At 72.4% G+C, this 25584-nt stretch carries 25 protein-coding genes; 4 read left to right on the top strand and 21 right to left on the bottom strand.

The features are described from left to right. Positions 1 to 236 precede the first annotated feature (236 nt). Both B8281_RS09400 and B8281_RS09395 read left to right on the top strand, forming a co-directional pair. Positions 237 to 1730: a hypothetical protein gene (locus B8281_RS09400; RefSeq protein WP_085387567.1), complete on the top strand. Its 1494-nt coding sequence runs from the start codon at positions 237 to 239 to the stop codon at positions 1728 to 1730. A gap of 4 nt (positions 1731 to 1734) precedes the next feature. Next, complete coding sequence (locus B8281_RS09395) at positions 1735 to 2184, top strand: hypothetical protein (RefSeq protein ID WP_085387566.1); 450 nt, start codon at positions 1735 to 1737, stop codon at positions 2182 to 2184. A 15-nt stretch (positions 2185 to 2199) separates the two neighbouring features. On the opposite strand, the gene B8281_RS09390 is transcribed toward B8281_RS09395, so the two are convergent. Genes B8281_RS09390 through B8281_RS09380 form a run of 3 tightly spaced genes read right to left on the bottom strand, consistent with a single transcriptional unit; the run spans position 2200 to position 4219 of the window. Continuing rightward, on the bottom strand, positions 2200 to 2988 hold the full coding sequence (locus B8281_RS09390) for an alpha/beta fold hydrolase (protein ID WP_085387565.1): 789 nt from the start codon (positions 2986 to 2988) through the stop codon (positions 2200 to 2202). A 54-nt stretch (positions 2989 to 3042) separates the two neighbouring features. Beyond that, complete coding sequence (locus B8281_RS09385; protein WP_021483594.1) at positions 3043 to 3894, bottom strand: alpha/beta hydrolase; 852 nt, start codon at positions 3892 to 3894, stop codon at positions 3043 to 3045. 19 nt (positions 3895 to 3913) lie between these two features. Further along, positions 3914 to 4219, bottom strand: a complete 306-nt coding sequence (locus B8281_RS09380; RefSeq protein WP_034653528.1) for a hypothetical protein — start codon at positions 4217 to 4219, stop codon at positions 3914 to 3916. Positions 4220 to 4415: 196 nt separating this feature from the next. Here B8281_RS09380 and B8281_RS09375 point away from each other — a divergent pair, with 196 nt between their 5' ends. Together B8281_RS09375 and B8281_RS09370 are read left to right on the top strand one after the other, a co-directional pair. Beyond that, positions 4416 to 5387 carry an FKBP-type peptidyl-prolyl cis-trans isomerase gene (locus B8281_RS09375; protein WP_085387564.1) on the top strand — a complete coding sequence of 324 codons (972 nt, stop codon included), beginning with the start codon at positions 4416 to 4418 and terminating at the stop codon, positions 5385 to 5387. 100 nt (positions 5388 to 5487) lie between these two features. After that, positions 5488 to 6045 (top strand): phosphoribosyltransferase, encoded by a 558-nt coding sequence (locus B8281_RS09370; RefSeq protein ID WP_085387563.1) that lies wholly within the window; start codon positions 5488 to 5490, stop codon positions 6043 to 6045. Here B8281_RS09370 and B8281_RS09365 read toward each other — a convergent pair. The 18 genes from B8281_RS09365 to B8281_RS09280 all read right to left on the bottom strand — a co-directional run bounded on the left by B8281_RS09365 (position 5984) and on the right by B8281_RS09280 (position 25549). Then, complete coding sequence (locus tag B8281_RS09365; protein WP_232322746.1) at positions 5984 to 6934, bottom strand: fructosamine kinase family protein; 951 nt, start codon at positions 6932 to 6934, stop codon at positions 5984 to 5986. The genes B8281_RS09370 and B8281_RS09365 overlap by 62 nt on opposite strands. 81 nt (positions 6935 to 7015) lie before the next feature. Next, on the bottom strand, positions 7016 to 7996 hold the full coding sequence (nrdF, locus tag B8281_RS09360) for a class 1b ribonucleoside-diphosphate reductase subunit beta (protein ID WP_021480852.1): 981 nt from the start codon (positions 7994 to 7996) through the stop codon (positions 7016 to 7018). Positions 7997 to 8134: 138 nt separating this feature from the next. Then, positions 8135 to 10321, bottom strand: a complete 2187-nt coding sequence (gene nrdE, locus B8281_RS09355) for a class 1b ribonucleoside-diphosphate reductase subunit alpha (RefSeq protein WP_076406009.1) — start codon at positions 10319 to 10321, stop codon at positions 8135 to 8137. Further along, the gene (nrdI, locus tag B8281_RS09350) at positions 10291 to 10722 is read right to left on the bottom strand and encodes a class Ib ribonucleoside-diphosphate reductase assembly flavoprotein NrdI (protein WP_043653197.1); all 432 of its coding nucleotides are present in this window, start codon (positions 10720 to 10722) and stop codon (positions 10291 to 10293) included. Before nrdI ends, nrdE begins: the two co-directional genes overlap by 31 nt. Positions 10723 to 10804: 82 nt before the next feature. Then, entirely contained in the window at positions 10805 to 11050 is a 246-nt protein-coding gene (gene nrdH / locus B8281_RS09345; protein WP_021480849.1) for a glutaredoxin-like protein NrdH, read from the bottom strand. A 642-nt stretch (positions 11051 to 11692) separates the two neighbouring features. Further along, positions 11693 to 13183, bottom strand: a complete 1491-nt coding sequence (locus tag B8281_RS09340) for a GH1 family beta-glucosidase (RefSeq protein ID WP_051027856.1) — start codon at positions 13181 to 13183, stop codon at positions 11693 to 11695. 129 nt (positions 13184 to 13312) lie between these two features. Then, a complete protein-coding gene (gene yicI / locus B8281_RS09335; RefSeq protein ID WP_085387562.1) occupies positions 13313 to 15610 on the bottom strand; it encodes an alpha-xylosidase in 2298 nt (765 codons plus the stop codon). A gap of 57 nt (positions 15611 to 15667) precedes the next feature. Next, positions 15668 to 16591, bottom strand: a complete 924-nt coding sequence (locus tag B8281_RS09330; protein WP_085387561.1) for a carbohydrate ABC transporter permease — start codon at positions 16589 to 16591, stop codon at positions 15668 to 15670. Then, positions 16591 to 17580 (bottom strand): carbohydrate ABC transporter permease, encoded by a 990-nt coding sequence (locus tag B8281_RS09325; protein ID WP_081895893.1) that lies wholly within the window; start codon positions 17578 to 17580, stop codon positions 16591 to 16593. The genes B8281_RS09330 and B8281_RS09325 overlap by 1 nt, the downstream gene beginning before the upstream one ends. A 101-nt stretch (positions 17581 to 17681) precedes the next feature. Continuing rightward, on the bottom strand, positions 17682 to 18983 hold the full coding sequence (locus B8281_RS09320) for an ABC transporter substrate-binding protein (RefSeq protein ID WP_034653513.1): 1302 nt from the start codon (positions 18981 to 18983) through the stop codon (positions 17682 to 17684). Between the two features lie 70 nt (positions 18984 to 19053). Continuing rightward, positions 19054 to 20097 (bottom strand): LacI family DNA-binding transcriptional regulator, encoded by a 1044-nt coding sequence (locus B8281_RS09315; protein ID WP_198163189.1) that lies wholly within the window; start codon positions 20095 to 20097, stop codon positions 19054 to 19056. 255 nt (positions 20098 to 20352) lie between these two features. Further along, positions 20353 to 21633, bottom strand: a complete 1281-nt coding sequence (locus B8281_RS09310; RefSeq protein ID WP_085387559.1) for an N-acetylglucosamine-6-phosphate deacetylase — start codon at positions 21631 to 21633, stop codon at positions 20353 to 20355. Positions 21634 to 21681: 48 nt separating this feature from the next. Next, positions 21682 to 22203, bottom strand: a complete 522-nt coding sequence (locus B8281_RS09305; RefSeq protein WP_085387558.1) for a DUF1990 family protein — start codon at positions 22201 to 22203, stop codon at positions 21682 to 21684. Then, the gene (locus B8281_RS09300; protein ID WP_085387557.1) at positions 22200 to 23186 is read right to left on the bottom strand and encodes a YndJ family transporter; all 987 of its coding nucleotides are present in this window, start codon (positions 23184 to 23186) and stop codon (positions 22200 to 22202) included. Before B8281_RS09300 ends, B8281_RS09305 begins: the two co-directional genes overlap by 4 nt. Next, on the bottom strand, positions 23183 to 23872 hold the full coding sequence (locus B8281_RS09295) for a TetR/AcrR family transcriptional regulator (protein ID WP_085387556.1): 690 nt from the start codon (positions 23870 to 23872) through the stop codon (positions 23183 to 23185). Before B8281_RS09295 ends, B8281_RS09300 begins: the two co-directional genes overlap by 4 nt. Positions 23873 to 24092: 220 nt before the next feature. Beyond that, positions 24093 to 24788, bottom strand: coding sequence for an endonuclease NucS (nucS, locus tag B8281_RS09290; protein ID WP_021480889.1), 696 nt, complete (start codon positions 24786 to 24788; stop codon positions 24093 to 24095). 64 nt (positions 24789 to 24852) lie between these two features. After that, on the bottom strand, positions 24853 to 25269 hold the full coding sequence (locus tag B8281_RS09285; RefSeq protein ID WP_034653511.1) for a DUF2550 domain-containing protein: 417 nt from the start codon (positions 25267 to 25269) through the stop codon (positions 24853 to 24855). 13 nt (positions 25270 to 25282) lie between these two features. After that, positions 25283 to 25549 carry a F0F1 ATP synthase subunit epsilon gene (locus B8281_RS09280; RefSeq protein ID WP_021480887.1) on the bottom strand — a complete coding sequence of 89 codons (267 nt, stop codon included), beginning with the start codon at positions 25547 to 25549 and terminating at the stop codon, positions 25283 to 25285. Between the last annotated feature and the right edge of the window lie 35 nt (positions 25550 to 25584).

Raw genomic sequence — 25584 nt, 5'->3', positions numbered from 1 at the left:
AGGGAACGTCGTGCCCGGCGGCCGAGAGGGCCGCCGTTCCCGCGAGGGAAGACCGCGCGCGCAGCACTGCGACCATCGTCTCACCCCCACCAATCCGGGTATTCAGGACAGCGTGATCCCCGTATCCTGGTCGGAGCACGGCGGGGCCGTGGCACGACCGCCGCGCCCTCCCTCCCCGGGAGGGGACGCCGACCGGCGGCGGAAGCCGCGACGACTCAGCACCGGAGGTCATCGACGTGTCCGACGAGCGCACGCTCTTCCCCATCACGATGCGCGGGTACGACCGCGTCCAGGTCGAGGCCCAGCTCGCGAGGCTGGAGAAGGCCGTGGAGGACGCGCGGGCGCGCGTCGAGGCGGCGGACGCCCGCGCCATGCAGCTCACGAGCGAGCTCAACGACGCCCAGCGCCAGCTCCGCGAGGCGGACCGGCCGTCGTACGCGGGGCTCGGGTCCCGCATCGAGCAGCTCCTGCGCTCGGCGGAGGAGCAGTCGGCGGACATCCTGTCGCAGGCCAACGCCCAGGCGGCCGACATCATGGCCCGCGCGAAGCTCTCGGCGGGCCAGGTCCGGTCCCGCGCCGAGAACGAGGTCGCCGAGCTGCTCAACAGCGCACGCCTGGAGTCGGAGGAGATCCGCTCCACGAGCGCGTCCGAGGCCGAGGGCACGCTGCTCAGCGCCCAGCGCCGCGCGGAGGAGCTGGTCGGCTCCGCGGAGCGCGAGGCCGCGCGCATCCACAGCGCGCTCGCCACGGAGGAGAGCGAGCGCCGCGCGTCGCTCGAGCGCGAGCTCGGCACGCTGCGTGCGACGGCGGAGCGCGAGACCACGGAGCTGCGCGTCACGACCGAGCGCGAGGCCGCGGAGCTCCGCGCGCGCGTCGCGGCGGAGACGGCGGCGCAGCGCGAGGCCGCGGAGCGCGAGTCGGCCGAGCTGCTGGAGAACGCGCGTCGCGAGGCGCAGCGCCAGGTGGACGAGGCGCAGCGCAAGGCGACCGAGGCGGCGAACGCCGTCACGTCCGAGATGGAGACGCTGCGCGACCAGGCCCGCACCGCCCTCGCGGACGCCGAGCTCGAGGTCGTGCGTCGCCGCGAGGAGGCGGAGCGCGAGAACGCCGAGCGCCACGCCGCCGCCAAGGCGGAGACGGAGAAGCTCGTCGCGACGGCCGAGGAGCACGCCGCGGAGGCGGAGAAGCGTGTCGCCCACGCGCTCCAGCAGGCGGAGAAGGTCCGCAGCGAGTCCGACGCGTACGTGAAGGACCTCTTGTCGACGGCGCGCCGGAACGCCGACCAGGTCGTCGCCGAGGCCCGGGCGTTCGCCGACCAGACGGTGAGCGACGCGAAGGCCGAGGCCGAGCAGCAGCGCAACGTCGCCCAGCGCCAGCTCGAGGACCTCACGCGCCAGCACGACTCGATCAACACCTACCTCGACGAGCTCCGTGGTCTCCTCGGTAGCGAGAGCGAGGCCACCAAGGCCCCCGCGAAGAAGGCGGTGCCTGCGGGGACGCCCGCCCAGCAGGCGCGCGCCGCGACGCTCATGACGGCCGAGTTCCCGGTCGTCCCGGAGGAGTCCGGGCAGCGGGTCGGGACGGTCGAGGCACCGGCGGAGCGTGGCTCCGCGGCGTCCGCCGACGCCCGGCCGAGCGAGACGAAGCCGACCGGCGCGAAGCCGGCCGGCACGAAGACGGCCGACGCGAAGACGGCCGACGCGAAGCCCGACGCCCCCGCCTCGGCCTGACGCCGTGCCGGCCACCGCGGGCCCGTCGGGTCCCTCGGGGTCCGCTGCCGACGACTGGCGTCGGCAGCGGACCGAGGCCGCCGCGCACCAGCAGCGCGAGCTCGACCGGCAGCGCGCCCGCGAGAGCGACGCGGCCCGGGCCCTGCTCGCCGACTTCGTCGCGCGGGCGCGCGACCGGGGCCTGGCTCCCGAGCCGCTCCGCGCCCGCGCGTTCGACGGCACCGCGACGTACCGCACCCCCCTCCGCGGGTGGTACCTGCGCCGCAACCACAGCGTCGCCGTCGGCGAGGACGGCGAGTTCTACGTGCTCTCGGTGCCCGGCGGCGTGCGCGCGCGCCTGCGGGGGGTCGCGGTCGAGCCGTCCGACCCGCCGCTCGTGCTGGGCAAGGGCGGCCGGGACGGCGAGTCCATCGACCTCGCCGACGCGCTCGCGCTCGTGCTCGACGGGCGCTGACGCGCGGTCAGCGGCTCAGACGGTCGCCCGCGCCAGGAGGTCCGCGAGCGCGTCGGCCACCGCGGCAGGGTCCTCGACCGCGCTCATGTGGCCCGCGCCCGTCACCTGCACGAGCTGCGCGGTCGGCGCCGCGGCGACCATGTGCTCCGCCTCCGCCACCGGCGTGACCTGGTCCTCCTCGCCCACGACCACCGCGATCGGCCCCGCGAAGCCCGCGAGGACGGACGTGCGGTCGGGGCGGGCCGCCATCGCCCGCTGCGACCACGCGACGCCGTCGGGCCGCTGCGCACGGATCCACTCCTCGAGCCGCGCGGTCAGGTGCGGGCGCGCGGCCTTGCTCGTCTCGCCGAGGAGCACCCCCGGCATGCCGAGGACGGGCTCGACGGTCTGCGAGCTCGCCGCCTCGTCGGCGATGCGCAGCCGGTTCGCGCGCGCGTCGTCGGAGTCCGCGGTGGACTTGGTGTCCACCAGCCCGAGCCCCGCAACCAGCTCCGGCCGGCGCTCCGCGAGCGCGAGGGCCACGTAGCCGCCCATCGACAGGCCCGCGACGACCGCGCGCGTGATCCCCGCCGCGGCGAGCGCGTCCGCGGTCGCGTCGGCCGCCGCCTCGATCGACGGCGGCTCGCCCCCCAGCGGGCTCGCGCCCAGGCCGGGGAGGTCGACCGCGACGACGGTGGGCTCGCCCGGCAGCGCCTCCGCGACGTCCGCCCACATCCGGTGGTCGAGCGGGAAGCCGTGCAGCAGCACGAGCGGTGTCCCGTACCCCTCGCGCAGCGTGAAGGTCTCGAGCGGTGCCGTCGTCACGTGGTCCTCCTCGGGTCGGTCGGGTGCGCGCGGCGCCGCGCGCCGCGGCGGGGGTCAGTCGACGACGCCGTCGGACCGGCTCGCGTCGTAGCTCGCCTGGTCCGAGTCGGCCGTGTCGCGGTCGGCCGTGCCGCTCGCGTCGCCGTCCCACGTGGTCGGCAGCGGGAGCGGGAAACCGGGACGCACGTGCCCCACGATCTCGTCGAGCACGCGCCGCACCGACGACTCCCCCACCCACAGGTGCTTGGCGCCCTCGACGCCGATCACCTCGGCGTTCCGCACGCGCGCGAAGCGTCGTCGCGCCTCGTCAGGGCGCAGGTAGTCGTCGAGCTCGGGCACGAGGACCACGAGCGGCTTGCCGAACGCGTCCCAGCGGTCGAGGTCGTCGTCCGTCGCGCGGTGCAGCGGGGGCGAGAGGAGGATCGCGCCCTCCACCGCCGGGTCCGCGCCGTGCTTGAGCGCGAGCTCCGTGCCGAACGACCACCCGACGAGCCACCGGTTCGGGAGGTCGTGGAACTCGGCGAACTCGATCGCCGCCGCGACGTCGAAGCGCTCGGCCTCGCCGCCGTCGAACGCGCCCTCGCTCGTTCCCCGCGGGGACGACGTGCCGCGCGTGTTGAACCGCAGCACGGCGAGGTCCGCGAGCGCCGGCAGACGCCACGCCGCCTTCCGGTAGACGTGCGAGTCCATGTACCCGCCGTGCGTCGGCAGGGGGTGCAGCGTGACGAGGGTCGCGACCGGGTCGCGGTCCGCGGGGAGCGCCAGCTCGCCGACGAGCGTGAGGCCGTCCGCGGTGTGCAGCTCGACGTCCTCGCGCCGCGCGGGCAGGACGCTGAGCGACCGGATGGGGGTCGGCTCCGTCGAGGCTCGGGCGGGATCGGGCGCGGTCTCGGGTGCGGTGCTCATCGTCCCGAGCCTAGTGCGTCTACCGCGGCCGACGGCGGTCGCGCGCCTCCCAGCACGACCTGTGCCAGTGACGACGGTGGTCGAGCGCGGTCTCGGCCCCGAAGAAGGAGTCGTCCTGCCACGCCACGACGTGCCCGGTGCCGGGCGGGATCTCCTGCTGGCAGCCCGGGCAGAGGTAGGTCTTCGCACCGCCGCGCACCGTGCGGACCTGCCACTCGCCGTCGGCTCCCGACTCCCGACGCGCACCGCCGAGGGCGCGGTCCAGGTCGAGGGGCGCGGGCTCCGCGCCCCAGGGTCGCTTGCGGGACGGTCGACGGGACGGCATGGGCCCATTCTCCCCCGCGGCACCGCCGGGGACCTCCCAGCGGGCGTCCAGCCGCGACCGCTAGAGTGTCCGGGCCGGTGCTGCACCCGGCGTCCGACCGCGAGGTGGCCCGTCCCCGGGCGCCGACGACCGCCGTCGTGCGGGTGCGGCCCAGACCCGACGGCCCCGCCGTCCCCCCGACCGAAGGACCCTCCTCGTGAAGCACCGCACCCTGCGCGGCGTCGCCGCGCTCACCCTGGGCGCCGCCCTCGTCCTCTCCGGCTGCTCGTCGGAGGGCGGCGGCGACGAGACGTCGTCGAGCCCGTCCGCCTCCGACGGCGCGACGTCGTCACCCGAGGACGTCGCGGCGCTCGAGGCCGTGACGGTCACGGGTGACCCCGGCAGCGAGCCGACCGTCGAGTTCGAGGCCCCGCTCGAGGTCTCGGGCCCGGTCGCGCTCTCGCTCGGGGACGGCGACGGCGACGAGATCGCGAAGGGCCAGGAGGTGACGCTGCACCAGGCCGCGTACTCCGGCACGGACGCGTCCAAGCTCGGCTCGACGTGGGAGGACGACTCGGCGCAGCAGATCGTCCTCGACGACCAGGTGTACCCCCAGCTGCTCGAGGCGCTGGTCGGCAAGAAGGTCGGCACGCGCTTCCTGTTCGCCGCCCCGGGGCAGGACGGCAGCGCCGTCCTCACCGTCGCCGAGGTCACCGAGGTCCGGGACGCCCCGGTCGCGCCGGACCCCGCCGACGTGCCGGACCGCGCCGAGGGCGAGGCCGTGAACCCGGCCGAGGGGCTGCCCGTCGTCACGCTCGACGACACGGGCAAGCCGTCCGTCGAGATCCCCGAGGGCTACACCGCGCCGACCGAGCTCGTCGTGCAGCCGCTCATCAAGGGCAGCGGCCCCGAGGTCACCGAGGACCAGACGGTCATCGCGCACTACACGGGCTGGAAGCTCGACGGCGAGCAGTTCGACTCGTCGTGGGACCGTGGTGAGCCCTCCACCTTCCCGCTGAGCGGCGTCGTCGCCGGCTGGACCCAGGGCCTCTCCGGCCAGACCGTCGGGAGCCAGGTGCTCCTCGTCATCCCGCCGTCGCTCGGCTACGGCGAGAAGAGCGACACGAACACGAACGAGCTCGCGGGCGAGACGCTCGTCTTCGTCGTGGACATCCTCGCGGCCTACTGACCTGCCGCCGCCTCACGGAGGGCCGCACCCCGCTCGGGGTGCGGCCCTCCGTGCGTCCGGGCGTGTCGGGCGGGGCGTGGGCGGGTCGTAGGCTCGACGCATGACGGACGCCTCCACGACCTCGGTCCCACCCGTGCCCGACGACGCCGCGACCCCCTTGACAGCCCCGCCCGAGCGCGAGGTGCTCACGTGGGAGACCTTCGGCGTCGCCGCGCGCGAGCTCGCCGAGCAGGTCGTCGCGAGCGGGTTCCGCCCGGAGGTCGTCGTCGCGGTCGCCCGCGGCGGACTCCTGCCCGGCGGCGCGGTCGCGTACGCACTCGGGACCAAGGGCGTGGGCACGCTCAACGTCGAGTTCTACACCGACATCGGCCAGACCCTCACCGACCCGCGGGTGCTGCCGCCCCTCATGGACACGTCCGACCTGCCGGGCGCGCACGTGCTCGTGGTCGACGACGTCGCCGACTCGGGCCGGACGCTCGCCCTGGTCATGGACATGCTCAGCACCCATGGGGCCGAGGCCCGCTCCGCGGTGCTCTACACGAAGCCGCGCACGATCATCCAGCCGGACTACTCGTGGAAGGACACCGACCTCTGGATCACGTTCCCGTGGTCGGCCGACCCTCCCGTCGAGGGTGCGCAGTCCCGGCCGAACGACTGACCGGACGGCCGTCGTCGGTCAGCAGGTCCGGAAGGGCGCGAGCGTCGCGCGGACGGCGTCCGCCGCAGCCCCGGTCGGGGTCGAACTGCGCGACGACGGCTAGGTGCTGCCGGAGCTGGACGACGGGCAGGCGCTCCCGCCAGTCGTCGTCGAGGCCGGTGAGCTCCGCGTAGAGCCCGAAGAAGGCACCTGCCTCGGGCGGGGGCGCGGTCGTCCACACGTGGGCCAGGTCGACCTCCGGCCACGTGTAGGAGACGGCCGGGTCGATCAAGGCCGGGCGTCCGTCGGCGGTCGCCATGACGTTCGACGCCCACAGGTCGCCGTGCGTCAGGCAGGCTGGACCTCCCGGCAGCACCTCCGGGAGCCGCGCGCACAGACGCTCGAGCGCGGCGCGGTCCGCGGCGTCGAGGGCGGCGTCGACCCGCGGCTCGTCGAGCCAGCGCAGCAGGCGGTGCTGCGCGAAGAAGTCGAACCCGTCCTCCGTCCAGGTGTTCACCTGTCGACGGCGGCCGAGCCAGCCGTCCCGGTGCCAGCCGAAGCGCTCGCTGCGGGTCGTGGTGTGCACGTGCGCCAGCGAACGGGCGAGGTCTTCCCAGAAGGCCGGCGTCGAGGGCCGCGGGGCGAGCGCGGACAGCACGAGCAGGTCCGGGCCCGCGTGGACGACGTCCGGGGTCTCCAGCCCGGCGGCGCGGAGCGCAGCCAGGCCCTCGGCCTCGACCGTGAAGACGTCGTCGCCCGGTGCGTCCGTGTCGAACGCCTTGACGAACAGCGGCGCGCCGTCGACGCGCCGGGCCAGCCCGGCTGTCGCGGCGAGCCCGCCGCTCACCGGCTCGACCGAGGTCACGTCGTCGAGCCCTGCGGCGCGCAGCCGCTCCCTGAGCATGCCCATGGCGGGACTATGCCAGTCGCCGAGGGCCCGGACCCGCGGCTCTGCGCGGACCCGGGCCCTCGGCGCGAAGGCGGACGAGGGTCAGAAGTCCCAGTCGTCGTCCTCGGTGTTCACGGCCTTGCCGATGACGTACGACGAGCCGGACCCGGAGAAGAAGTCGTGGTTCTCGTCGGCGTTCGGCGACAGCGCCGAGAGGATCGCCGGGTTGACGTCCGTCTCGTCCTTGGGGAAGAGCGCCTCGTAACCGAGGTTCATGAGCGCCTTGTTGGCGTTGTACCGCAGGAACTTCTTGACGTCCTCGGTCAGCCCGACGCCGTCGTAGAGGTCCTCCGTGTACTGCACCTCGTTCTCGTACAGCTCGAAGAGCAGCTCGAACGTGTACGCCTTGAGCTCGTCGCGCTCCTCCGGGGAGAGCTTCTCGAGACCCTTCTGGAACTTGTAGCCGATGTAGTACCCGTGCACGGCCTCGTCGCGGATGATGAGGCGGATGAGGTCGGCCGTGTTCGTCAGTTTGGCGCGCGACGACCAGTACATCGGCAGGTAGAAGCCGGAGTAGAAGAGGAACGACTCGAGCAGCGTGCTCGCGACCTTGCGCTTGAGCGGCGAGTCGCCCTTGTAGTACTCCATGACGATCTCGGCCTTGCGCTGGAGGTTCGGGTTCTCCTCCGACCAGCGGAACGCGTCGTCGATCTCACGAGTGGAGCACAGCGTCGAGAAGATCGACGAGTAGCTCTTGGCGTGCACCGACTCCATGAACGCGATGTTGGTGTACACCGCTTCCTCGTGCGGCGTGATCGCGTCGGGGATGAGCGACACCGCACCGACCGTGCCCTGGATCGTGTCCAGCAGCGTCAGGCCGGTGAACACGCGCATCGTGAGCTCCTGCTCCTGCGCGGTGAGCGTGTTCCACGACTGGATGTCGTTCGACACCGGCACCTTCTCGGGCAGCCAGAAGTTCCCGACGAGGCGGTCCCACACCTCGAGGTCCTTCTCGTCCTCGAGACGGTTCCAGTTGATCGCGCTCACGCGATCGATGAGCTTGAGCTTCCCCGTGGGCGACATCTGCCTTCTTCTCTCCTGCTGACCCCGGACCGACCGGGATGACTTCGTGGGACCGGACCCTGCGCCGTCGGCCACGCCTCTCCGAGAGGGTGGCCGACGGCACCGGGCATCGAGGCAACCGGTGGCTGCCTCAGGCGACTACAGCATGCAGCTGACGCAACCCTCGACCTCCGTGCCCTCCAGGGCCATCTGACGGAGGCGGATGTAGTAGAGCGTCTTGATGCCCTTGCGCCACGCGTAGATCTGCGCGCGGTTGACGTCGCGCGTCGTGACCGTGTCCTTGAAGAACAGCGTGAGGCTCAGACCCTGGTCGACGTGCTGCGTCGCGGCGGCGTACGTGTCGATGATCTTCTCGTAGCCGATCTCGTACGCGTCCTCGTAGTACTCGAGGTTGTCGTTCGTCAGGTAGGGCGCCGGGTAGTAGACGCGCCCGATCTTGCCCTCCTTGCGGATCTCGATCTTCGACGGCACCGGGTGGATCGAGGACGTCGAGTTGTTGATGTAGGAGATCGAGCCCGTCGGCGGGACGGCCTGGAGGTTCTGGTTGTAGATCCCGTGCTCCATGACCGAGGCCTTGAGAGCCGCCCAGTCGTCCTGGGTCGGGATGTGCACGCCGGCGTCGGCGAAGAGCCGGCGAACGCGCTCGGTCGCGGGCTCCCACACGCGGTCGGTGTACTTGTCGAAGTACTCCCCCGTCGCGTACTTCGAGTCCTCGAAGCCGCCGAACGCACGCCCGCGCTCGATCGCGAGGCGGTTCGACGCCGCGATCGCGTGGTAGGCGACCGTGTAGAAGTAGATGTTCGTGAAGTCGATGCCCTCCTCGGACCCGTAGTGGATCCGCTCGCGCGCGAGGTAGCCGTGGAGGTTCATCTGGCCGAGACCGATCGCGTGGCCGGACTCGTTGGCCCGCTTGACCGACGGCACCGACTCGATGCTCGTCTGGTCGGAGACGGCGGTGAGCGCGCGGATCGCGGTGTCGATCGTCTTCGCGAAGTCGGGCGAGTCCATCGTCTTGGCGATGTTCAGCGAGCCGAGGTTGCAGGAGATGTCGCGGCCGACGTGGTCGTACGAGAGGTCCTCGTTGAACGTCGACGGCGTCGAGACCTGGAGGATCTCCGAGCACAGGTTCGAGTGGGTGATGCGGCCCTTGATCGGGTTCGCCTTGTTCACCGTGTCCTCGAACATGATGTACGGGTAGCCGGACTCGAACTGGAGCTCGGCGATCGTCTGGAAGAAGTCGCGCGCCTTGATCTTCGTCTTGCGGATGCGCGAGTCGTCGACCATCTCGTCGTACTTCTCGGTGATCGAGATGTCGGCGAACGGCTTGCCGTAGACGCGCTCGACGTCGTACGGCGAGAAGAGGTACATGTCCTCGTTCTTCTTCGCGAGCTCGAACGTGATGTCCGGGATCACGACGCCGAGCGACAGCGTCTTGATGCGGATCTTCTCGTCCGCGTTCTCGCGCTTGGTGTCGAGGAACCGCATGATGTCGGGGTGGTGCGCGTGCAGGTACACGGCACCGGCGCCCTGGCGCGCGCCGAGCTGGTTCGCGTAGGAGAACGAGTCCTCGAGCAGCTTCATCACGGGGATGACGCCGGACGACTGGTTCTCGATGTGCTTGATGGGCGCGCCGTGCTCGCGGATGTTCGACAGGAGCAGGGCGACGCCGCCGCCACGCTTGGAGAGCTGCAGCGCGGAGTTGATGCCGCGCGCGATGGACTCCATGTTGTCCTCGATGCGCAGCAGGAAGCAGGACACGGGCTCGCCGCGCTGCGCCTTGCCGACGTTGAGGAACGTGGGGGTCGCGGGCTGGAAGCGGCCCGAGATGACCTCTTCGACGATGTCCAGCGCCGCCTGCTCGTTGCCGTCGGCGAGGCCGAGCGCGACCATGCAGACGCGGTCCTCGAAGCGCTCGAGGTAGCGCTTCCCGTCGAACGTCTTGAGCGTGTACGACGTGTAGTACTTGAAGGCGCCGAGGAACGTCTCGAAGCGGAACTTCTTCGCGTAGGCGAACTCGAACAACGACTTCACGAACTCGCGGTCGTACTTCGCGAGGACGGCCGGGTCGTAGTACTTGTTCTCGACGAGGTAGTCCAGCTTCTCCGCGAGGTCGTGGAAGAAGACGGTGTTCTGGTTGACGTGCTGCAGGAAGTACTGCCGCGCGGCCTCACGGTCCTTGTCGAACTGGATCTCGCCGTTCGGGCCGTAGAGGTTGAGCATCGCGTTGAGCGCGTGGAAGTCGAGCTGGGTGCTCGCGAGCGGCACCTCGGTGACGGTGCCACCACCTGCCACGCTCACGCCGGAATCCGTGACTGTCGTTGCCAAAATCGTCCCAATCCGTCGCGGACGCGCGCGGCGTCCTCGGTTGTTCCCAGGAGTTCGAAGGCGTACAGGTAGGGCACCTGGCACTTCGCGGAGATGATGTCGCCGGCGATGCAGTAGGCCTCGCCGAAGTTGGTGTTGCCGGCGGCGATGACGCCGCGGATCAACGACCGGTTGTGCACGTCGTTGAGGAACTTCACGACCTGGCGCGGGACGGCACCGCCCTCGTTGCCGCCCCCGTAGGTCGGGACCATGAGCACGTACGGTTCCTCGACGCGCAGGAAGCCCTCGGTCGGACGCAGCGGGATGCGCTGGACGTCCATGCCGAGGGCCGGCAGGTCGAGCCGCTGGACGAACCGGTGCGTGTTCTCGCTGACGCTGGAGAAGTACACGAGCGACCCCACGGGGACGCACCTCCGTCCTGCCCTGCTCCGCCTGCTTCCTTACGGGTTTCCGGGCGCTCTCGCGGCGCTCCGGGGAGGCCGGTCAGGCGACGACCGGCGAGACCTTCTGCGCGAGGGCGGTGATCTGGTCGGGGCGGAACCCGGACCAGTGCTCGTCCCCGGCGACGACCACGGGAGCCTGCAGGTAGCCGAGCCCGCGCACGAGCTCGAGCGCCTCGGCGTCCTGGGTGATGTCCACGACGGAGTACTCGATGCCCTTCTTGTCGAGAGCGCGGTACGTCGCGTCGCACTGGACGCAGGCCGGCTTGCTGTAGACCGTGACGCTCATGGGGGTGGCTCCTCGTCTCGCGCTCTCGTCCGGGACGGTCCTCGGGGAGGGAGAAACATCCCTGACCTCGAAGGACACCGGTGGAACTACGTCTGTGTGATTCGCCAGGAGGCCTCCGGCCCCCTGGGTGTGCAACCACTATACCTAGTGGTCGAGACCGTGCCACTGCACTAGATGTCGTGGTGGAACTTCACCCCGGCGGGTGTGCTAGCCGTCATGGATCCATGGTCCCAGGCCCCTCCGACACTCCCCCGGAGTGCTCGTCCACAGCCCGTCGTCCACCGATCTGACCGGCCCGGAACGGCGTCTTCCCGCGGACGGCACGACGCCGTCCACAGGGTGGGGACGACGTCGGTCCACACCCTGTGCGGAGCCGTCGAGGCCTTTCCACCAGCCTGCACCCGCCTTCCTGAGGATGCGCCACCGCCCGCGCGAATCAGCCCAATCCGGACACGACGGCCGGTGAACTCGTCGGCGTGTCGTGCTTCTTCGGCGTGTCGCACCGCGCGCCGCGCCCGTGCGACAAAGGTCACCCCTCGGTGACGGCCCCCCGACGACCGCGCTCGACCGGGGCCGTGGTCGCGGACGAGCGCACGAAGGCCCGCCCGGCGGACCGGGCGGGCCTGTGAGGGGCGAGACGGCTCAGGCGGTCTCGTCGACCGTGGGGAGCGCGTTCGACGTCGCGAGCCGGCGGTACCAGTGCGCGGAGTCCTTCCACGTGCGCTCGAGAGTGTCGTAGTCGACGCGGATGATCCCGAAGCGGCGCTCGTACCCGTAGCCCCACTCGAAGTTGTCGAGCAGGGACCACGCGAAGTACCCGCGCACGTCGGCGCCCGCGTCGATCGCGGCGCCCACGGCGTCGACGTGGTCGTGCAGGTAGGCGACGCGGCGGTCGTCGTGCACGCGGGGGGTGCCGTCGGCGTCGACCGTGACCTCGTCGGCGAACGCGGCGCCGTTCTCGGTGACCATCATCGGCTGGTGCGGGTACGTCGTCGCCACGGACACGAGCAGCTCGGTCATGCCGGCGGGCTCGATGTTCCAGCCCATGGCGGTGTACGGGCCGGGCTGCTGGACGAACTCCACGTCGTCGACGCCGATCCACGGGCTGTGGCTCGACGCGCCGTGACCGTCGTTCTCGGACCGCTCGCCCTCGCCGGAGAAGTGGCGCACGCGCACGGTCGAGTAGTAGTTGACGCCGAGGATCGACAGCGGCTGGCGCACCGTCTCGAGGTCGCCCTCCCGCACGAACGACCAGTCGCTCACGTGCGCGGTGTCGGCGAGCAGGTCGGCGGGGTACTGGCCGTCGAGCATGGGCGCGAGGAACGCGCGGTTGGCGAGCGCGTCGATCTTCCGCACCGCGTCGAGGTCCGCGGCCGACGACGGGTCGTCGGGCCGGATGACGTGCAGGTTGAGCGTGACGGACGTCTTCGCGTCCTCGCCGAGCTCGTCGCGGATCGCCTGGACGGCGAGGCCGTGCGCGAGGTTGAGGTGGTGCACGGCCGCGAGCGCCGCGGCGGGCTCGGTGCGGCCGGGCGCGTGCACGCCGGAACCGTAGCCGAGGTAGGCGGAGCACCACGGCTCGTTGAGGGTCGTCCAGGTGTCGATCCGGTCCCCGAGCTCGCGCGCCATGTGGCGGGCGTACTCGGCGAACGCGTACGCGGTGTCGCGGTTCGCCCAGCCCCCGGCGTCCTCCAGCTCCTGCGGGAGGTCCCAGTGGTAGAGCGTGACGACGGGCTTGACGCCCTTCTCGAGCAGCGCGTCGACGAGGCGCGAGTAGAACGCGACGCCCTCGGGGTTGAGCGGGCCGGTACCGCCCGGCTGCACGCGCGACCACGAGATGGAGAACCGGTACGCGCCGAGGCCGAGGTCGGCGATGTGCTGCACGTCCTCCTGCCAGCGGTGGTAGTGGTCGTCCGCGACGTCGCCCGTGTCGCCGTTGAGCGTGCGGCCCGGGGTGTGGGAGTACGTGTCCCAGATGGACGGCGTGCGGCCGCCCTCGGCGGCGGCGCCCTCGATCTGGTAGGCGGCGGTCGCGGAGCCCCAGAGGAAGTCGGTCGGGAACGTGCGGCGGCCCGACGACGCGGGCGCGGCCTGCGCGTCGACGGCGACGGGGGCGGTGGTGTCGGTGGTCACGAGGGTCCTCGCTGGTCGGTCGTCGGACGACGTGGTCCGCGACGGTGGTCGGGTCGGTGGCCGGCGCAACGACGCCGGGCGGACGCGTCATGGGAGCGCTTCCATGGTGCGTCCGCCCAGGATACGTCCTCAGCCGAGGTCGAGAGTCACGCGCGTCGCGCCGTGCGCCTCGGCCGTCGCCGCGCCGGCCCGCACGGACCAGGCCGCGGGGGCGTCGTCGGACGAGACGGTGAGGGTCGCGCCCGACCGGCGCACGCGGAACGTGGCCCCGGCCGCGCCGTCCGACGGCGGGACGACCACGAGCTCGTCGTACCCGTCGGGCAGCTCGAACGCGTGCAGCGTGACGCCGTCGGCCCAGTCGTAGTCCGGCCGGTCGGCGCGGGCGCCGACCGGCAGGACGGTGCCCGGGCGCACGAGCACCGGGAGCGAGTCGAACCCGTGCGTCTCGGTGACCCAGCGCGGGCCGGTCACGGTCTCGCTCAGGGCGGGGCCGTCGTCGGGCTGGACGAGACGGGTCCACGTGCCCTCCGGCACGTAGTACTCCGCGCGGCCGTCCGCGCGGAACACCGGCGCGACGAGGAGCGCGTCGCCCAGCAGGTACTGCGTGTCCGCGGTGTACCCGGCGCGGTCGTGCGGGAGCTCGAGCACGAGCGGCCGCATCATCGGCACGCCGTCGGTGTGCGCCTCCTCGGCCACCCGCCCGAGGTACGGCATGAGCGAGAGCTTGAGGTGCGTGAACTTGCGCGTCACGTCGACGGCCTCGTCGTCGAACGCCCACGGGACCCGGACCGAACCCGAGCCGTGCAGGCGCGAGTGCGACGACAGCAGGCCGAACGCCGTCCAGCGCTTGAACACACCCGGGTCCGGCGTGCCCTCGAAGCCGCCCATGTCGTGGCTCCAGTAGCCGAAGCCCGACATCGACATCGACAGGCCGCCGCGCAGCGACTCGGCCATCGACGCGTACGTCGAGTCGCAGTCGCCGCCCCAGTGCACGGGGAACTGCTGGCCGCCCGCCGTCGCGGACCGCGCGAACAGCACCGCCTCGCCCTCGCCGCGCTTGCGCTCGAGCAGCCGGAAGACCGCCTCGTTGTAGAGCTGGGCGTAGTAGTTGTGCATCTTGCGCGGGTCGGAGCCGTCGTGCCACGCGATGCCGTCGACGGGGATCCGCTCGCCGAAGTCGGTCTTGAAGCAGTCGACGCCCTGGTCGAGCAGGCCCTCGAGCTTGCCCACGTACCACGCGGTCGCGTCGGGGTTGGTGAAGTCCACCAGGCCCATGCCCGCCTGCCACAGGTCCCACTGCCACACGGACCCGTCCTCGCGCTGCACGAGGAAGCCCTGCTCCGCGGCCTCCGCGAAGAGGGGCGAGCGCTGCGCGACGTACGGGTTGATCCACACGCACACCTTGAGCCCGCGGTCGTGCAGGCGCCGGAGCATGCCCTCGGGGTCGGGGAACGTGCGCGGGTCCCACTCGAAGTCGACCCACTGGTACTCGCGCATCCAGAAGCAGTCGAAGTGGAACACCGACAGCGGCAGGTCGCGCTCGGCCATGCCGTCGATGAAGCCGTTCACGGTCTGCTCGTCGTAGCTCGTCGTGAACGAGGTCGTGAGCCACAGGCCGAACGACCACGCCGGCACGCGCGCGGGGCGGCCCGTCAGCGCCGTGTACCGGCGCAGCACGTCCTTGGGCGTCGGGCCCTGGATGACCAGGTACTCCAGCGACTGCCCCTCGACGGAGAACTGGACGCGCGTGTTCACCTCGGAGGCGACCTCGAACGAGACCTTCTCCGGGTGCTCGACGAACACCCCGTAGCCCTTGGTCGTGAGGTAGAGCGGCACGGACTTGTACGCCTGCTCGCTCGACGTGCCGCCGTCCTCGTTCCAGATGTCCACGACCTGGCCGTTCTTGACGAACGGGCCGAACCGCTCCCCCAGGCCGTACACGAGCTCGCCCGGCTCGAGCGCGAGCTGCTCGTGCGTCCACGCGCCGCCGTCGTCCGACGTGACGTGCCCGACCGACTTCGGCAGCGAGGAGGTCAGCACCTCGCCGTCCGCCTCGAAGTCCACGCGCCAGCGGTCGCCCCGGTGCACGCGCACGGCGAGGTCCTTCGACCGCAGGACGGCGACGTCGTCGTGCACCTCGACCTCGGGCCGGAACCCGGGCTCAGCCGCCACCTGGAAGGCCGGGCCACGACGCACCGCGCCCTGGTGGTGCTCGACCCGCACGCGGATCACACCGGGCGCGGGCGAGGAGTACGTCGTCGTGAGCATCGGGCGGTTGAGCGTGTCGCCCCGGCCGCGGATCTTCGCCGTCGGCGCGTACACGGTGAGCGTGCCGGCCGCCTCGTCCGCGCGGACGTCGTCGACCTCGACCGCGTAGAGCGGGTGCATGCCGGGCCGGACCTGCCAGTACCCGTCGGTGAACTTCATGGGTGGTGCTTCCTTCGTCGGTGCGTATCGGTGTCTCGGGGCGTCAGGCCGGGGGCCTCACTTGACGGCGCCGGCCGTCACGCCGCGGGTGAGGGTGCGCTGGAAGATGAGGAAGAAGATCAGCGCGGGGATCAGCGAGACGAGCGCGCCCGCGTTGGTCGTCGGGGCGTCCATCATCCGGTCGCCCTGGAGCGACGCGAGCGCGATGGGGATCGTCTGGGTGTCGTTGGTCGTCAGCATGACCAGCGGGATGAAGAACTCGTTCCACGTCCAGATGAAGAAGAAGATCATGAGGACGCCGAGCGTCGGCCGCACGATCGGGTACACGACCTGCCACAGGATGCGCCAGCGGCCGGCGCCGTCGAGCTGCGCCGCCTCGAGGAGCGCGGGCGGGAACGTCCCGAGCACGGACGAGAGCAGGTACGTGCCGAACGCCGCCTGGATGACCGTGAAGATGATGATGATCGACCACTGCGAGTTCGACAGGCCGACCTTCTGCGCCATGTCGAACAGCGGGTAGATGAGCGCCTCCTGCGGCAGCATGTTCGCCACGAGGAACAGCGTGACGATCCACAGCCGGCCCTTGATGCGGCCGACGCCGATCGCGTACGCGCTGAGGAGCGACAGGAGCGTGCCGAACACGGCGACGAGCGCCGAGATGAAGACGGAGTTCCAGAGCTTCTGCGGGAAGTTCGTGCGCGTCCAGAAGTTCTGCACGCCGTCGAGGTAGAGCTCGCTCGGGAGGCTCAGCGGCCCGTCCTGGGAGTACTCGGCCGGGGACTTGAACGCGTTGAGCACCATGATGACGAACGGCGACAGCATGAGGAGCGCGACGAGCACCGCCGCGGCGAGCACGAACCAGCGGCCGATCCCGCGGCGGTAGCGCTCGTCCTGCCGCGTGGCGCGCAGGGCGCGGCGGGGGCGGGACGCGCGGGCGCCCGGCGCCACGGCGTCCGCGGGGGTGGTGGTGACGGTGGACATCAGCGGCCCTCCTGCTCACGACGCTCGGCGCGGCTCTGCAGCGCGAGGATCACGACGGCGACGACGATGATGACGAGGGTGAGCACGGTCGCCACCGCGGCGCCGTAGCCGACCTTCGACTTGTCGAAGAAGTTCAGGTACGAGTAGTAGCTCGGGACGAGCGTGGAGCTCTCGGGGCCGCCGCGCGTGAGCACGTAGATGGGCCCGAAGACCTTGAGCGCCGCGACGGTGCAGGTGAGCGTGACGACGAACGTCTCGGGACGGATCTGCGGGATCGTGATGGCCCCGAAGCGCCGCCACCAGCCGGCGCCGTCGAGCTCGGCGGCCTCGTAGAGCTCGGGGTCCACGCGCTGGAGCGCGGACATGAAGATGACGACCGGGTAGCCGATCTGCACCCAGATGAGCACGAGCATGACGCTCGGCAGCGCGGTCGAGGTGTCGCCTAGCCAGTTCGGCGGGTTCTCGACCCCGATCCCCCGCAGCATGACGTTGAGCGCGCCGGTCTGGGCGTTGAGGATCCAGTTCCACAGCACGCCGGCCACGGCGACCGGGAGGATCTGGGGCAGGTAGTACGTCGCGCGCAGGAACGCCGCGACACGGGGCCCGAACCGGCGGCCGAGGTAGTCGAACAGCACGGCGGCGAGCACGAGGCCGACGAGGGTCGGCACGACGACCATCGCGAGGATCATCGCGATGGAGTTCTGGAACGAGGTCCAGAACGCCGAGTCGTGCATCAGGTCGGCGTAGTTCCCCAGCCCGTACCAGCGCATCGGCGCCATGCCGCCGCGCCACTTGAACAGGCTGTAGTAGACGTTCATCGCGAACGGGTAGCCGATCACGACGACGAACGCCACCGCGCCGGGCAGGAGGTAGGGCAGGTACGGGAGCCAGGCGGGCCGGCGACGACGGCGGCGTGCCGTGCTCGCGCGCGACGCCTCGGGCGCGGGTCCGGGCCCGGCCTCGGGCACGGTGTCGGTGCGGGTGGTCATGACGGTCTCTTTCGCGGGAGGTCCTCGGGTGGTGCTCGGGTGGTGCCCGGGCGGCCGGCCGACGCAGGTGCCGGCCGGCCGCCCGGGACGGGCGGTTCCGCTCAGCTGTCGAGCAGGTCCGCCTTGCCGTCCACGTAGGCGGACTCGAGGCCGTCGAGCACCTCGGTCGGCGACTTCGACTGGTTGATGAGCGACTGGAGCTCGCTGACGATCACGTCGTAGTAGCCGGGCACGGGCCAGTCGGGGTAGAACGCGAGGCCGTCGTCGTCGAGGATCGCCTGGAAGTTCTCGGTGAGCTGCTGCGTGCGCTCGTCCGTGATGACGGACGCGTCACCGGCGACGGGCAGGCCGCCCTTCTCCGCGAGGATGTTCTGCACCTCGGGGCGCAGCGTGACGTCGATGAACTCCTCGGCGAGGTCGGGCGAGTCCGCGTTCGCGGGGACGACCCACAGGTTGCCGGACGAGCCGACCTGGAGCGTGTTGCCGGGGAAGTTGAACTGGCCCCAGTCGGCGTCCATCTCCTCGACGATGCGGCCGAACCACCACGAGCCGGAGACCATCATCGGGTAGGTGCCGTTGATGAACGAGACGCCCATGTCCTCGGCGGTGAGCGCCGCGGAGTCGGACGCGACGTAGCCGTCCTTGATCCAGGAGTCGAGCTTCTCGGTCGCCTGCGTCATCTCGGGACCGTGGAAGTCGGGGTCGCCGTCGAAGAGCTGGTACTGGTCGATGAAGTCCCGGTCCGAGTTCGCGAGCACGAGCTCGTACCAGAGCTGGCCCATCGGGTACTCGGCACCGGCCTCGGCGAGCGGCGTCACGCCCTGGGCCTTGAAGGCCTGCATGACGGCCTCGAGCTCCTCGAGCGTCGTCGGCACCTCGAGCCCGTACTGGGCGAACATGTCCTTGTTGTAGTAGACCTGCACGAACTCGCCGTAGTTCGGGACGCCGTACCACTCGCCCGAGCCCATGAGGCCCTGGTCGTCGTAGGTCGCGGTCGTCTGGAGCGAGCCGCTGAGCTTCTCGTCCCAGCCGCGCTCGGTCGCCGCGTCGGTGAGCGGGGTCAGCAGGCCCTGCGCGGCGAGCTGGCCGGCGGTCGCGTTGCCCTTGTTGTACTCCATGACGTCCGGCACGTCGTCGCCGGTGAGGACGATCTTGGCGTTCTTCTGGATCTGCTCGAACGTCTGCTTCTCGACGACGACGTCGACGTCCGGGTTCTCCTCCTCGAAGATCTCGATCGCCTTGGCCCAGGCCTGGCCCATGGCCGAGTCCTCGTTCTCGTAGTGCCAGATCGTCAGGGTCTGGTCGTCGGACCCGCCGCTGCCGCCGGAGCTCCCGCACGCCCCGAGGGCGAGTGGGAGCGCTGCCACGGCAGCGACGAGCGAGATCTTCCGGGATCGCAGCATGTGCGTGTCCTCCTCATCGAGTTCCGGCGGGGGCCGGAGGGCGGCCGGGCGTCGCCCGGCCGGTCGGTGTTCAGCGAGCCGCGGGCTCGGGGTCGTCGTCCGGTGCCCGGCCGGCCGCGGGGGCGACGCTGCTGCCGGGCTCGAGGACGCACGGGATGAGCACGTTCGGTGTGCTCGGACGGGAGCCGTCCACGAGGGACAGCAGCTTGTGCACGCCCAGGCGGCCGAGCTCGGCCCCGGGGGCGTGCATGGTGGTGAGCGGCGGGTTGCTCATCTCCCCGACGCCGGGCGACGTGACGATCGACAGGATCGACATGTCGCCGGGGATCGCGACGCCGCGCTGCTGGAGCTCGGCTACGGCGCCGAACGTCGCGATCTCGTTCATGGTGACGAACGCCGTGAGGCGGGGCTCACGCGCAAGCAGCGTCGCGACGGCGTCGCGGCCGGCGCTCGGCGACTCGTCGACGCGCAGCGCGACCGGCTCGAGCCCGCGACGGCGCATCGCCGCCTCGAAGCCCTCCTCGGCACGGAACGTCGGCGCGTAGCCGTCGTCCGCCGTCGCCTGCGAGTGGTTGACGAGCGCCACGTGCCGATGCCCCAGGTCGACGAGGTGCTGGACCGCGTCGTCCGTCGTGCGCTCGAAGTCGATGTCGACCGACGGCCGGTCGGAGACGTCCCGCGTCCGGCCGATCATCGTGTACGGGACCCCGGCCTCGTGCAGCACGTCGACCCGCGCGTCGTCGAGCGCGACCTCCATGAGCAGGACGCCGTCCGCCATCCCCTGGCGCACGAGGTCGCGGACCTCGGGCGCCTGGGTCGTGCGGAAGGGCCACAGGACCAGGTGGTAGCCGTTCTCGCGCGCGGTCTCCGCCGCCGACGAGACGAACTCCGCGACCGTGCCGCCGAGGCCCTTCTCCATCGCGGGGTAGATGAGGGCGAGCACGTGGCTGCGGCGGGACGCGAGGCCGCGGGCCATCGCGTTGGGCTGGTAGCCGAGCTCGGCCATGGCGTCCTCGATGCGCCGACGCGTGGCGTCGGAGACCGGACGCGTGCCGGACAGCGCGTACGAGACCGTGCTCAGCGAGACCTGCGCGCGTCGCGCCACGTCCTGCATCGTCGCCATCCTCACCACTCCCCTGTGGTCCGGTCCCGCACCTCGGCCGTCGAAGCGTTTCGTCGAAACGCATCGTCGAAGCGCTTCGATGTTACGAGTATTGGTTGAACAAATGGACGGAGTCAAGTCCGTCGGACGAGAGCACGCTCTCTCGTTTCCGCGGGGCGCCCCGACCTGCGACGACGTCCGGACGCGCACGAGCCGCCGGGCGGCAGGACCGCCCAGCGGCTCGATCGGTCCCCGGCGGGCCCGGGGTCAGGCGGAGAGGTCGACGCCCTCCCCGCCGCGCAGCACCTCGCGCACGCGCAGGTCGCCGTCCGTCACGACGACGTCGGCACGCAGCCCCGCGACCAGCCCGCCGCGGTCGTCGAGACCGAGCACCCCGGCCGGCGTCCACGACGCCGCACGTACCGCGTCGACGAGCGGCACCCCCGCCTCGACCGTCTCGCGCACGACGTCGAGCAGGTGGTACGTGCCGCCGGCGATGGCCCCGCCGTCGGTGAGACGCGCGACGCCGTGCGCGACCGTGACGCGCATCGGACCGAGCTCGTACGCGCCGTCCGCCATGCCCGCCGCGGCCATCGCGTCCGTGACGAGCGCGACGGCGTCCGGCCCGGCCACCGCGCCGTCCGCCCCCACGTGCGGCCCGACGAGCTCGACGACGCTCCGGATCGTGCCGTGCGCGAGGTGGGTGCCGTCGGCGACGAGCTCGACGACCATCTCGCCGCGCGCGGCCGCCGCGAGGCACGCGGCCACAGGCCCCGGCTCGCGGTGGTGCAGCGGGCGCATCCCGTTGAACAGGTGCGTCGCGGTCAGCCGCGCGCCCGGCCGGCCCGCCGCGGCGAACGCCGCGACGCCCGCGGCGATCGCCGCCTCGGTCTGCTCGGTCGTCGCGTCCGTGTGCCCGATCGAGGGCACGGCGCCGACCTCGACGAGCGTCTCGATCACTCCCCCGGGCCCGACGACGCCCGGCACCTCGGGCGCGACCGTCATGGTGCGCAGGTGCCCGCGCGCCGCGGCAGCGATCGCCCGGACGAGCTCCGGGTCGCCGTCGAGCATGTCGTGCGGGTTCTGGGCTCCGCACCGCACCTCCGAGAGGAACGGGCCCTCGAGGTGGATGCCGACGATCTCGCCCGCCTCCGCGAGGTCGGCGAGCGTCGCCGCGCGGGCGAGCAGGACGTCGCGCGGCGCGGTCACGAGCGACGCGACGAGGCTCGTGGTGCCGTGCCGCAGGTGCTCGCGCGCCCCGCCGAGCGCCTCGGCCGCGCTCGTCGCGTCGGGGAAGCTCGACCCGCCGCCGCCGTGGTCGTGCACGTCCACCAGGCCCGGGAGCAGGGTCACCCCGTCCCCGGCGGGCACGTCGGGGAACCCGGCGGCCGCCGCCTCCGAGCGCGGGCCGACCCACGCGACGAGTCCGTCACGGACGGCCACGACGCCGTCGTCGAGCACCCTGTCCGGGGTGACGACGCGACCCGCGAGGACGCGCGCGGTGCCGGGCTGTTGGTCGGGACGAGGGCTGCGGACGGCGTCGGTCATGGGGCCATTCTGGCGCACTTCGTACACCCGGCGTGCAAACCTCTCGGGTCAGCCGTCGGCCGCCTCGAGGAGCCGTCGCGCACCCCGTCCGAGGTGCAGCGCGAACAGCCGCTGGAACGTCGGCACGGCGAACGAGAACGGCCGCACCCACCACAGCACGGGGCGGCTGAAGACGTCGATGCGCCACCACAGGTCACCGGCGTCGTCGCGCTCGACGGCGAACCGCTCCTCCCCCACGAACGCGTGGCCCGGGAGCGTCCCGTAGGCGAAGCCCACGCGTCGCTCGGTGCGCTCGACCCACACGACCTCGCACGGCTCGTACAGCCGCAGGCGCCCGACACCGAGCAGGGTCGTGACCCGCACCCCCGGGGCTGCCTCGGCGGCGTCCGTCTCGAGCCGCACGCGTGCCGCGGCGTGCACCTGCCACGTGAGGAGCTGCTCGCCCAGCCGGGCGAGGTCCTCGGGCGGGCGGGCGCGGTCGGTGAGGCGGCGCCGCACGTGCAGGTGCCGGTACCCCGCGGGCCAGCGGTCCGTGCGCGTCGCCCCGACCTCGGGGTAGGTGAACGTCATGCCGTGCTCCTCTCGGCCCCCGGGCGGGGGCTCGTCGGGTCCGGGCCCCCTGCCGGGGACGGGGTCGTGCCGTCGCGGGCGAGCAGCCGGACGCCGAGCAGCGCGCACAGCACGAAGCCGAGCGCGTTCCCGACCCCGTGCGTCGCGGCCATGACGTCGAGGCTCGGGTGCGCGAACCCGAGGGCCTCGCCCCCCGCCCACCACAGCGCGAGCACCATCGACGCGCTCACGACGACGGCCGCCGTGCCGAGCAGCGCCCGGGCCGCGGCCGGCCGTCCGCCGGGGCGCGCGAGCGACCGCACGACGGCGGCCGCCGTCGCCCACAGCGCGAGCGTGAGGACGACCGCCCCGACGAGCTCGGCGACGTCGCCCACGAAGTACCCGACGAGGACGAGCGCCGTCCCGGCCGGGACGCCCCAGGCGCCCGCGGTCGCGAGCCGGTCGCCCGGGGCGAGCCGCGCGACCGCGCCGGCGACGAGGGCCGCCCCGAAGCCCGCGTAGAGCATGTGCGGCACCGTGAGGGCGAGGTACGTGCCCGAGAACCCGAGCAGACCCCACTCCGCGCGCTCGGCGACGAGCGCGCTCGCCCCGACCGCGGGCAGCACGAGCGCGGTCACGGTCGCGGTCCGGCTCGCGAGGTCGACGCGCGGCGGCACGTCGCCCAGGTCGGCACCGGGCCCGACGGCGTGCGCGCGCCCCGGGCGGGCGGGAGGCGTCACGTCGCGCAGCGTGCGCACGGCGAGGCGGACGCCCGCCCCGAGCAGGACGGCGGCCGCGAGGACGAAGGGCAGTGTCAGCACGACGGCCAGCCGGCTGTGCGGCAGCAGGAGGCTCACGACGGCGGCGGCGCCGGCGAGCGGCCACGCGGCGCTGCGCGGCGCCGGGACGACCTGCGGCCCGAGGAGCCGGAGGCCGAGCGGGAGCACGACCACCGCGCCGAGCGCCACGAGCAGCCCGACGACCGCCTCCCCCGTCGGGCTCACGACGACACCCCCCGGGTCGGGGCCGGCGCCGAGACGTCCTGGACGAGGCGCAGGGCGTCGTCGACCACCCCGCGGGCGACCGGGAGGCGTGCCAGCCGGACGAGGCTGCCGACGAGCGCCGCACCGCCGTCGACGAGGCGGCGCGTGCGCGCGAACCCCGGCGAGGAGTCGTAGACCCAGAAGAGCGTGATGCCGAGCTGCGCCAGCCAGAGCAGCTCCGGCAGGCGCGCCCGGAGGTGCGCCGGGACACGCGACGACGTCCCCGCCACGACCTCCTCGAAGAGGTCGCGCGAGAGGTCGCGCGCGTCGGTCGACGCGGCCGAGAACGGGCTCGCGTCGGAGCCCGGACGGATCGCGACCGAGACGAACTCCGCGCCGAACGCGTGGAAGGGGGCGAACGCGTCGATCGCCGCGCCCCACACGCCGCGCAGCCGGTCGGCGAGCGACCCGCCCGCCGCGAGGACTGGGGCGGCGAGCGCGGCGTGCTCGCGCTGCACGTCGAGGTAGAGCTCCTGGACGAGCGCGTCCTTGGACGGGAAGTGGTAGTACGCGTTTCCCGTGCTCACGCCCGCCTCCGCCGCGACGGCGCGCATCGTCGTGCGCTCGTAGCCGACGTCGCGCAGCATCCGGATCGCGACGTCGCGCAGGTGCGCGCGGGTCCGCTCGGACTTCGGCGTCGCGCTCATTCGTCAGGGCCTTTTTTGAACATGTTCAAAAACTACCACGGCACGAACCCGTCTCGTGCGGTGCGGTGATCGGGGGCGCGGTGCGATGACGGCGCGCGCTGAGAGGCCAGCTGCTGCTGTCAGCCGCCGAGCAGGCGGTCCCGGCCGGACGAGCAGGCGGTGGTGGCTCGTCCGGGGGTCGGGACGGACCACGACCGCCTGCTCGGCGCTGGGTCGGGCGTCAGAAGAGGCGCGAGTCGACGTCGTCGACGCCGCGCATCGCGTCGTAGTCGAGCACGAGGCAGCCGATGCCGCGGTCGGTCGCGAGCACGCGCGCCTGCGGCTTGATCTCCTGCGCGGCGAACACGCCGCGCACGGGCGCGAGCAGCGGGTCGCGGTTGAGCAGCTCGAGGTAGCGCGTGAGCTGCTCGACGCCGTCGATGTCGCCCCGGCGCTTGATCTCGACCGCGACCGTCGCGCCGAGCGGGTCCTTGGCGAGGATGTCGACGGGACCGATCGCCGTCGGGTACTCGCGGCGCACGAGGGTGTGGCCCGAGCCGAGCAGCTCGATCTGCGCGGCCAGCATCTCCTGGAGGTGCGCCTCGACGCCGTCCTTGACGAGCCCCGGGTCGACGCCGAGCTCGTGCGAGCTGTCGTGCTGCACCTCGTGCAGCTCGATCTCCAGCCGGTCGTCGCTCTTCGCGTGCTGCACGGCCCAGACCTCCGTGACGCCGCGCTCGCGCGCCTCGTCGGAGGGCGCGCGCACCGCGAGCGAGCACGGCGGGCTCATCCAGTTCAGCGGCTTGTACGACCCGCCGTCCGAGTGCAGCAGCACGCTCCCGTCGGCCTTGACGATGAGCACGCGCGTCGCGAGCGGCAGGTGGGCGGACAGGCGGCCCGTGTAGCGGGCGGAGCAGCGGGCGACGACGAGGCGCATGAGGCGGGTCCTCCGGGTCGGTGGTGGGCGGTCCGGTCACGGCGTCTGCCCCCGGGGCGACGCCTCAGACGACGACGTCGCGCCGCCCCGGAGGCGCGGCCTCCAGCCAGGAGGCGAGGCCCTCGTAGGCGGCCCGCGACATCGTGAGCTCGAAGTCCTGGCCGCGGTAGCGGCAGCGGACGAGGTAGGTGTCGGACGCCTCGCCGGCGAGCGGCTCACGGCCCGCGATGACGAGGTCGTAGCGGGACCAGGTGCGGGCGGGCCGCAGCGACACGGACCACAGCCGCCACCAGTCGATGCGGCCGACGCCGTAGTGCGCGATGCCCGCGACCCACGGGGCCCCGGGGGCGCCCGCGCGCCGCGCGCCGCACTCGAACGAGCCGACGCGGTGCGACAGGGCGCGCAGACGCCACACCCCCAGCCCGATCGCGACAAGGACGAGGACGAGCAGTCCGAGCGCGATCCAGGCCAGGGGCGTCATGGTCGGGCGGAGGTCAGCGGGCCGGTACGGACTCGACGGAGTCCGCCACGATCGTGACCTGGTTCGAGTCGACGGAGAGGAACCCGCCGGAGACGCGGACCTCGAGGGACTCCCCCTCGCCCGCGATGCGTACCGAGCCCTCCTGCAGCACGGAGAGCAGCGGCGAGTGGTCCGCGAGGATGCCGATCTCGCCGTCCGCCGCGGGGGCCGTGACCCGCTGCGCGCGGCCCGACCAGATCTTGCGGTCCGCCGCCACGAGGTCGACGTTCAGCTGTGCCACGGGAACTCCTTCATGGGCGGTTCATGCCCGGTGTG

This window comes from Cellulosimicrobium sp. TH-20, assembly GCF_002105775.1.
Lineage (GTDB): Bacteria > Actinomycetota > Actinomycetes > Actinomycetales > Cellulomonadaceae > Cellulosimicrobium > Cellulosimicrobium funkei.
This window is presented reverse-complemented; position numbering and strand designations above follow the sequence as displayed.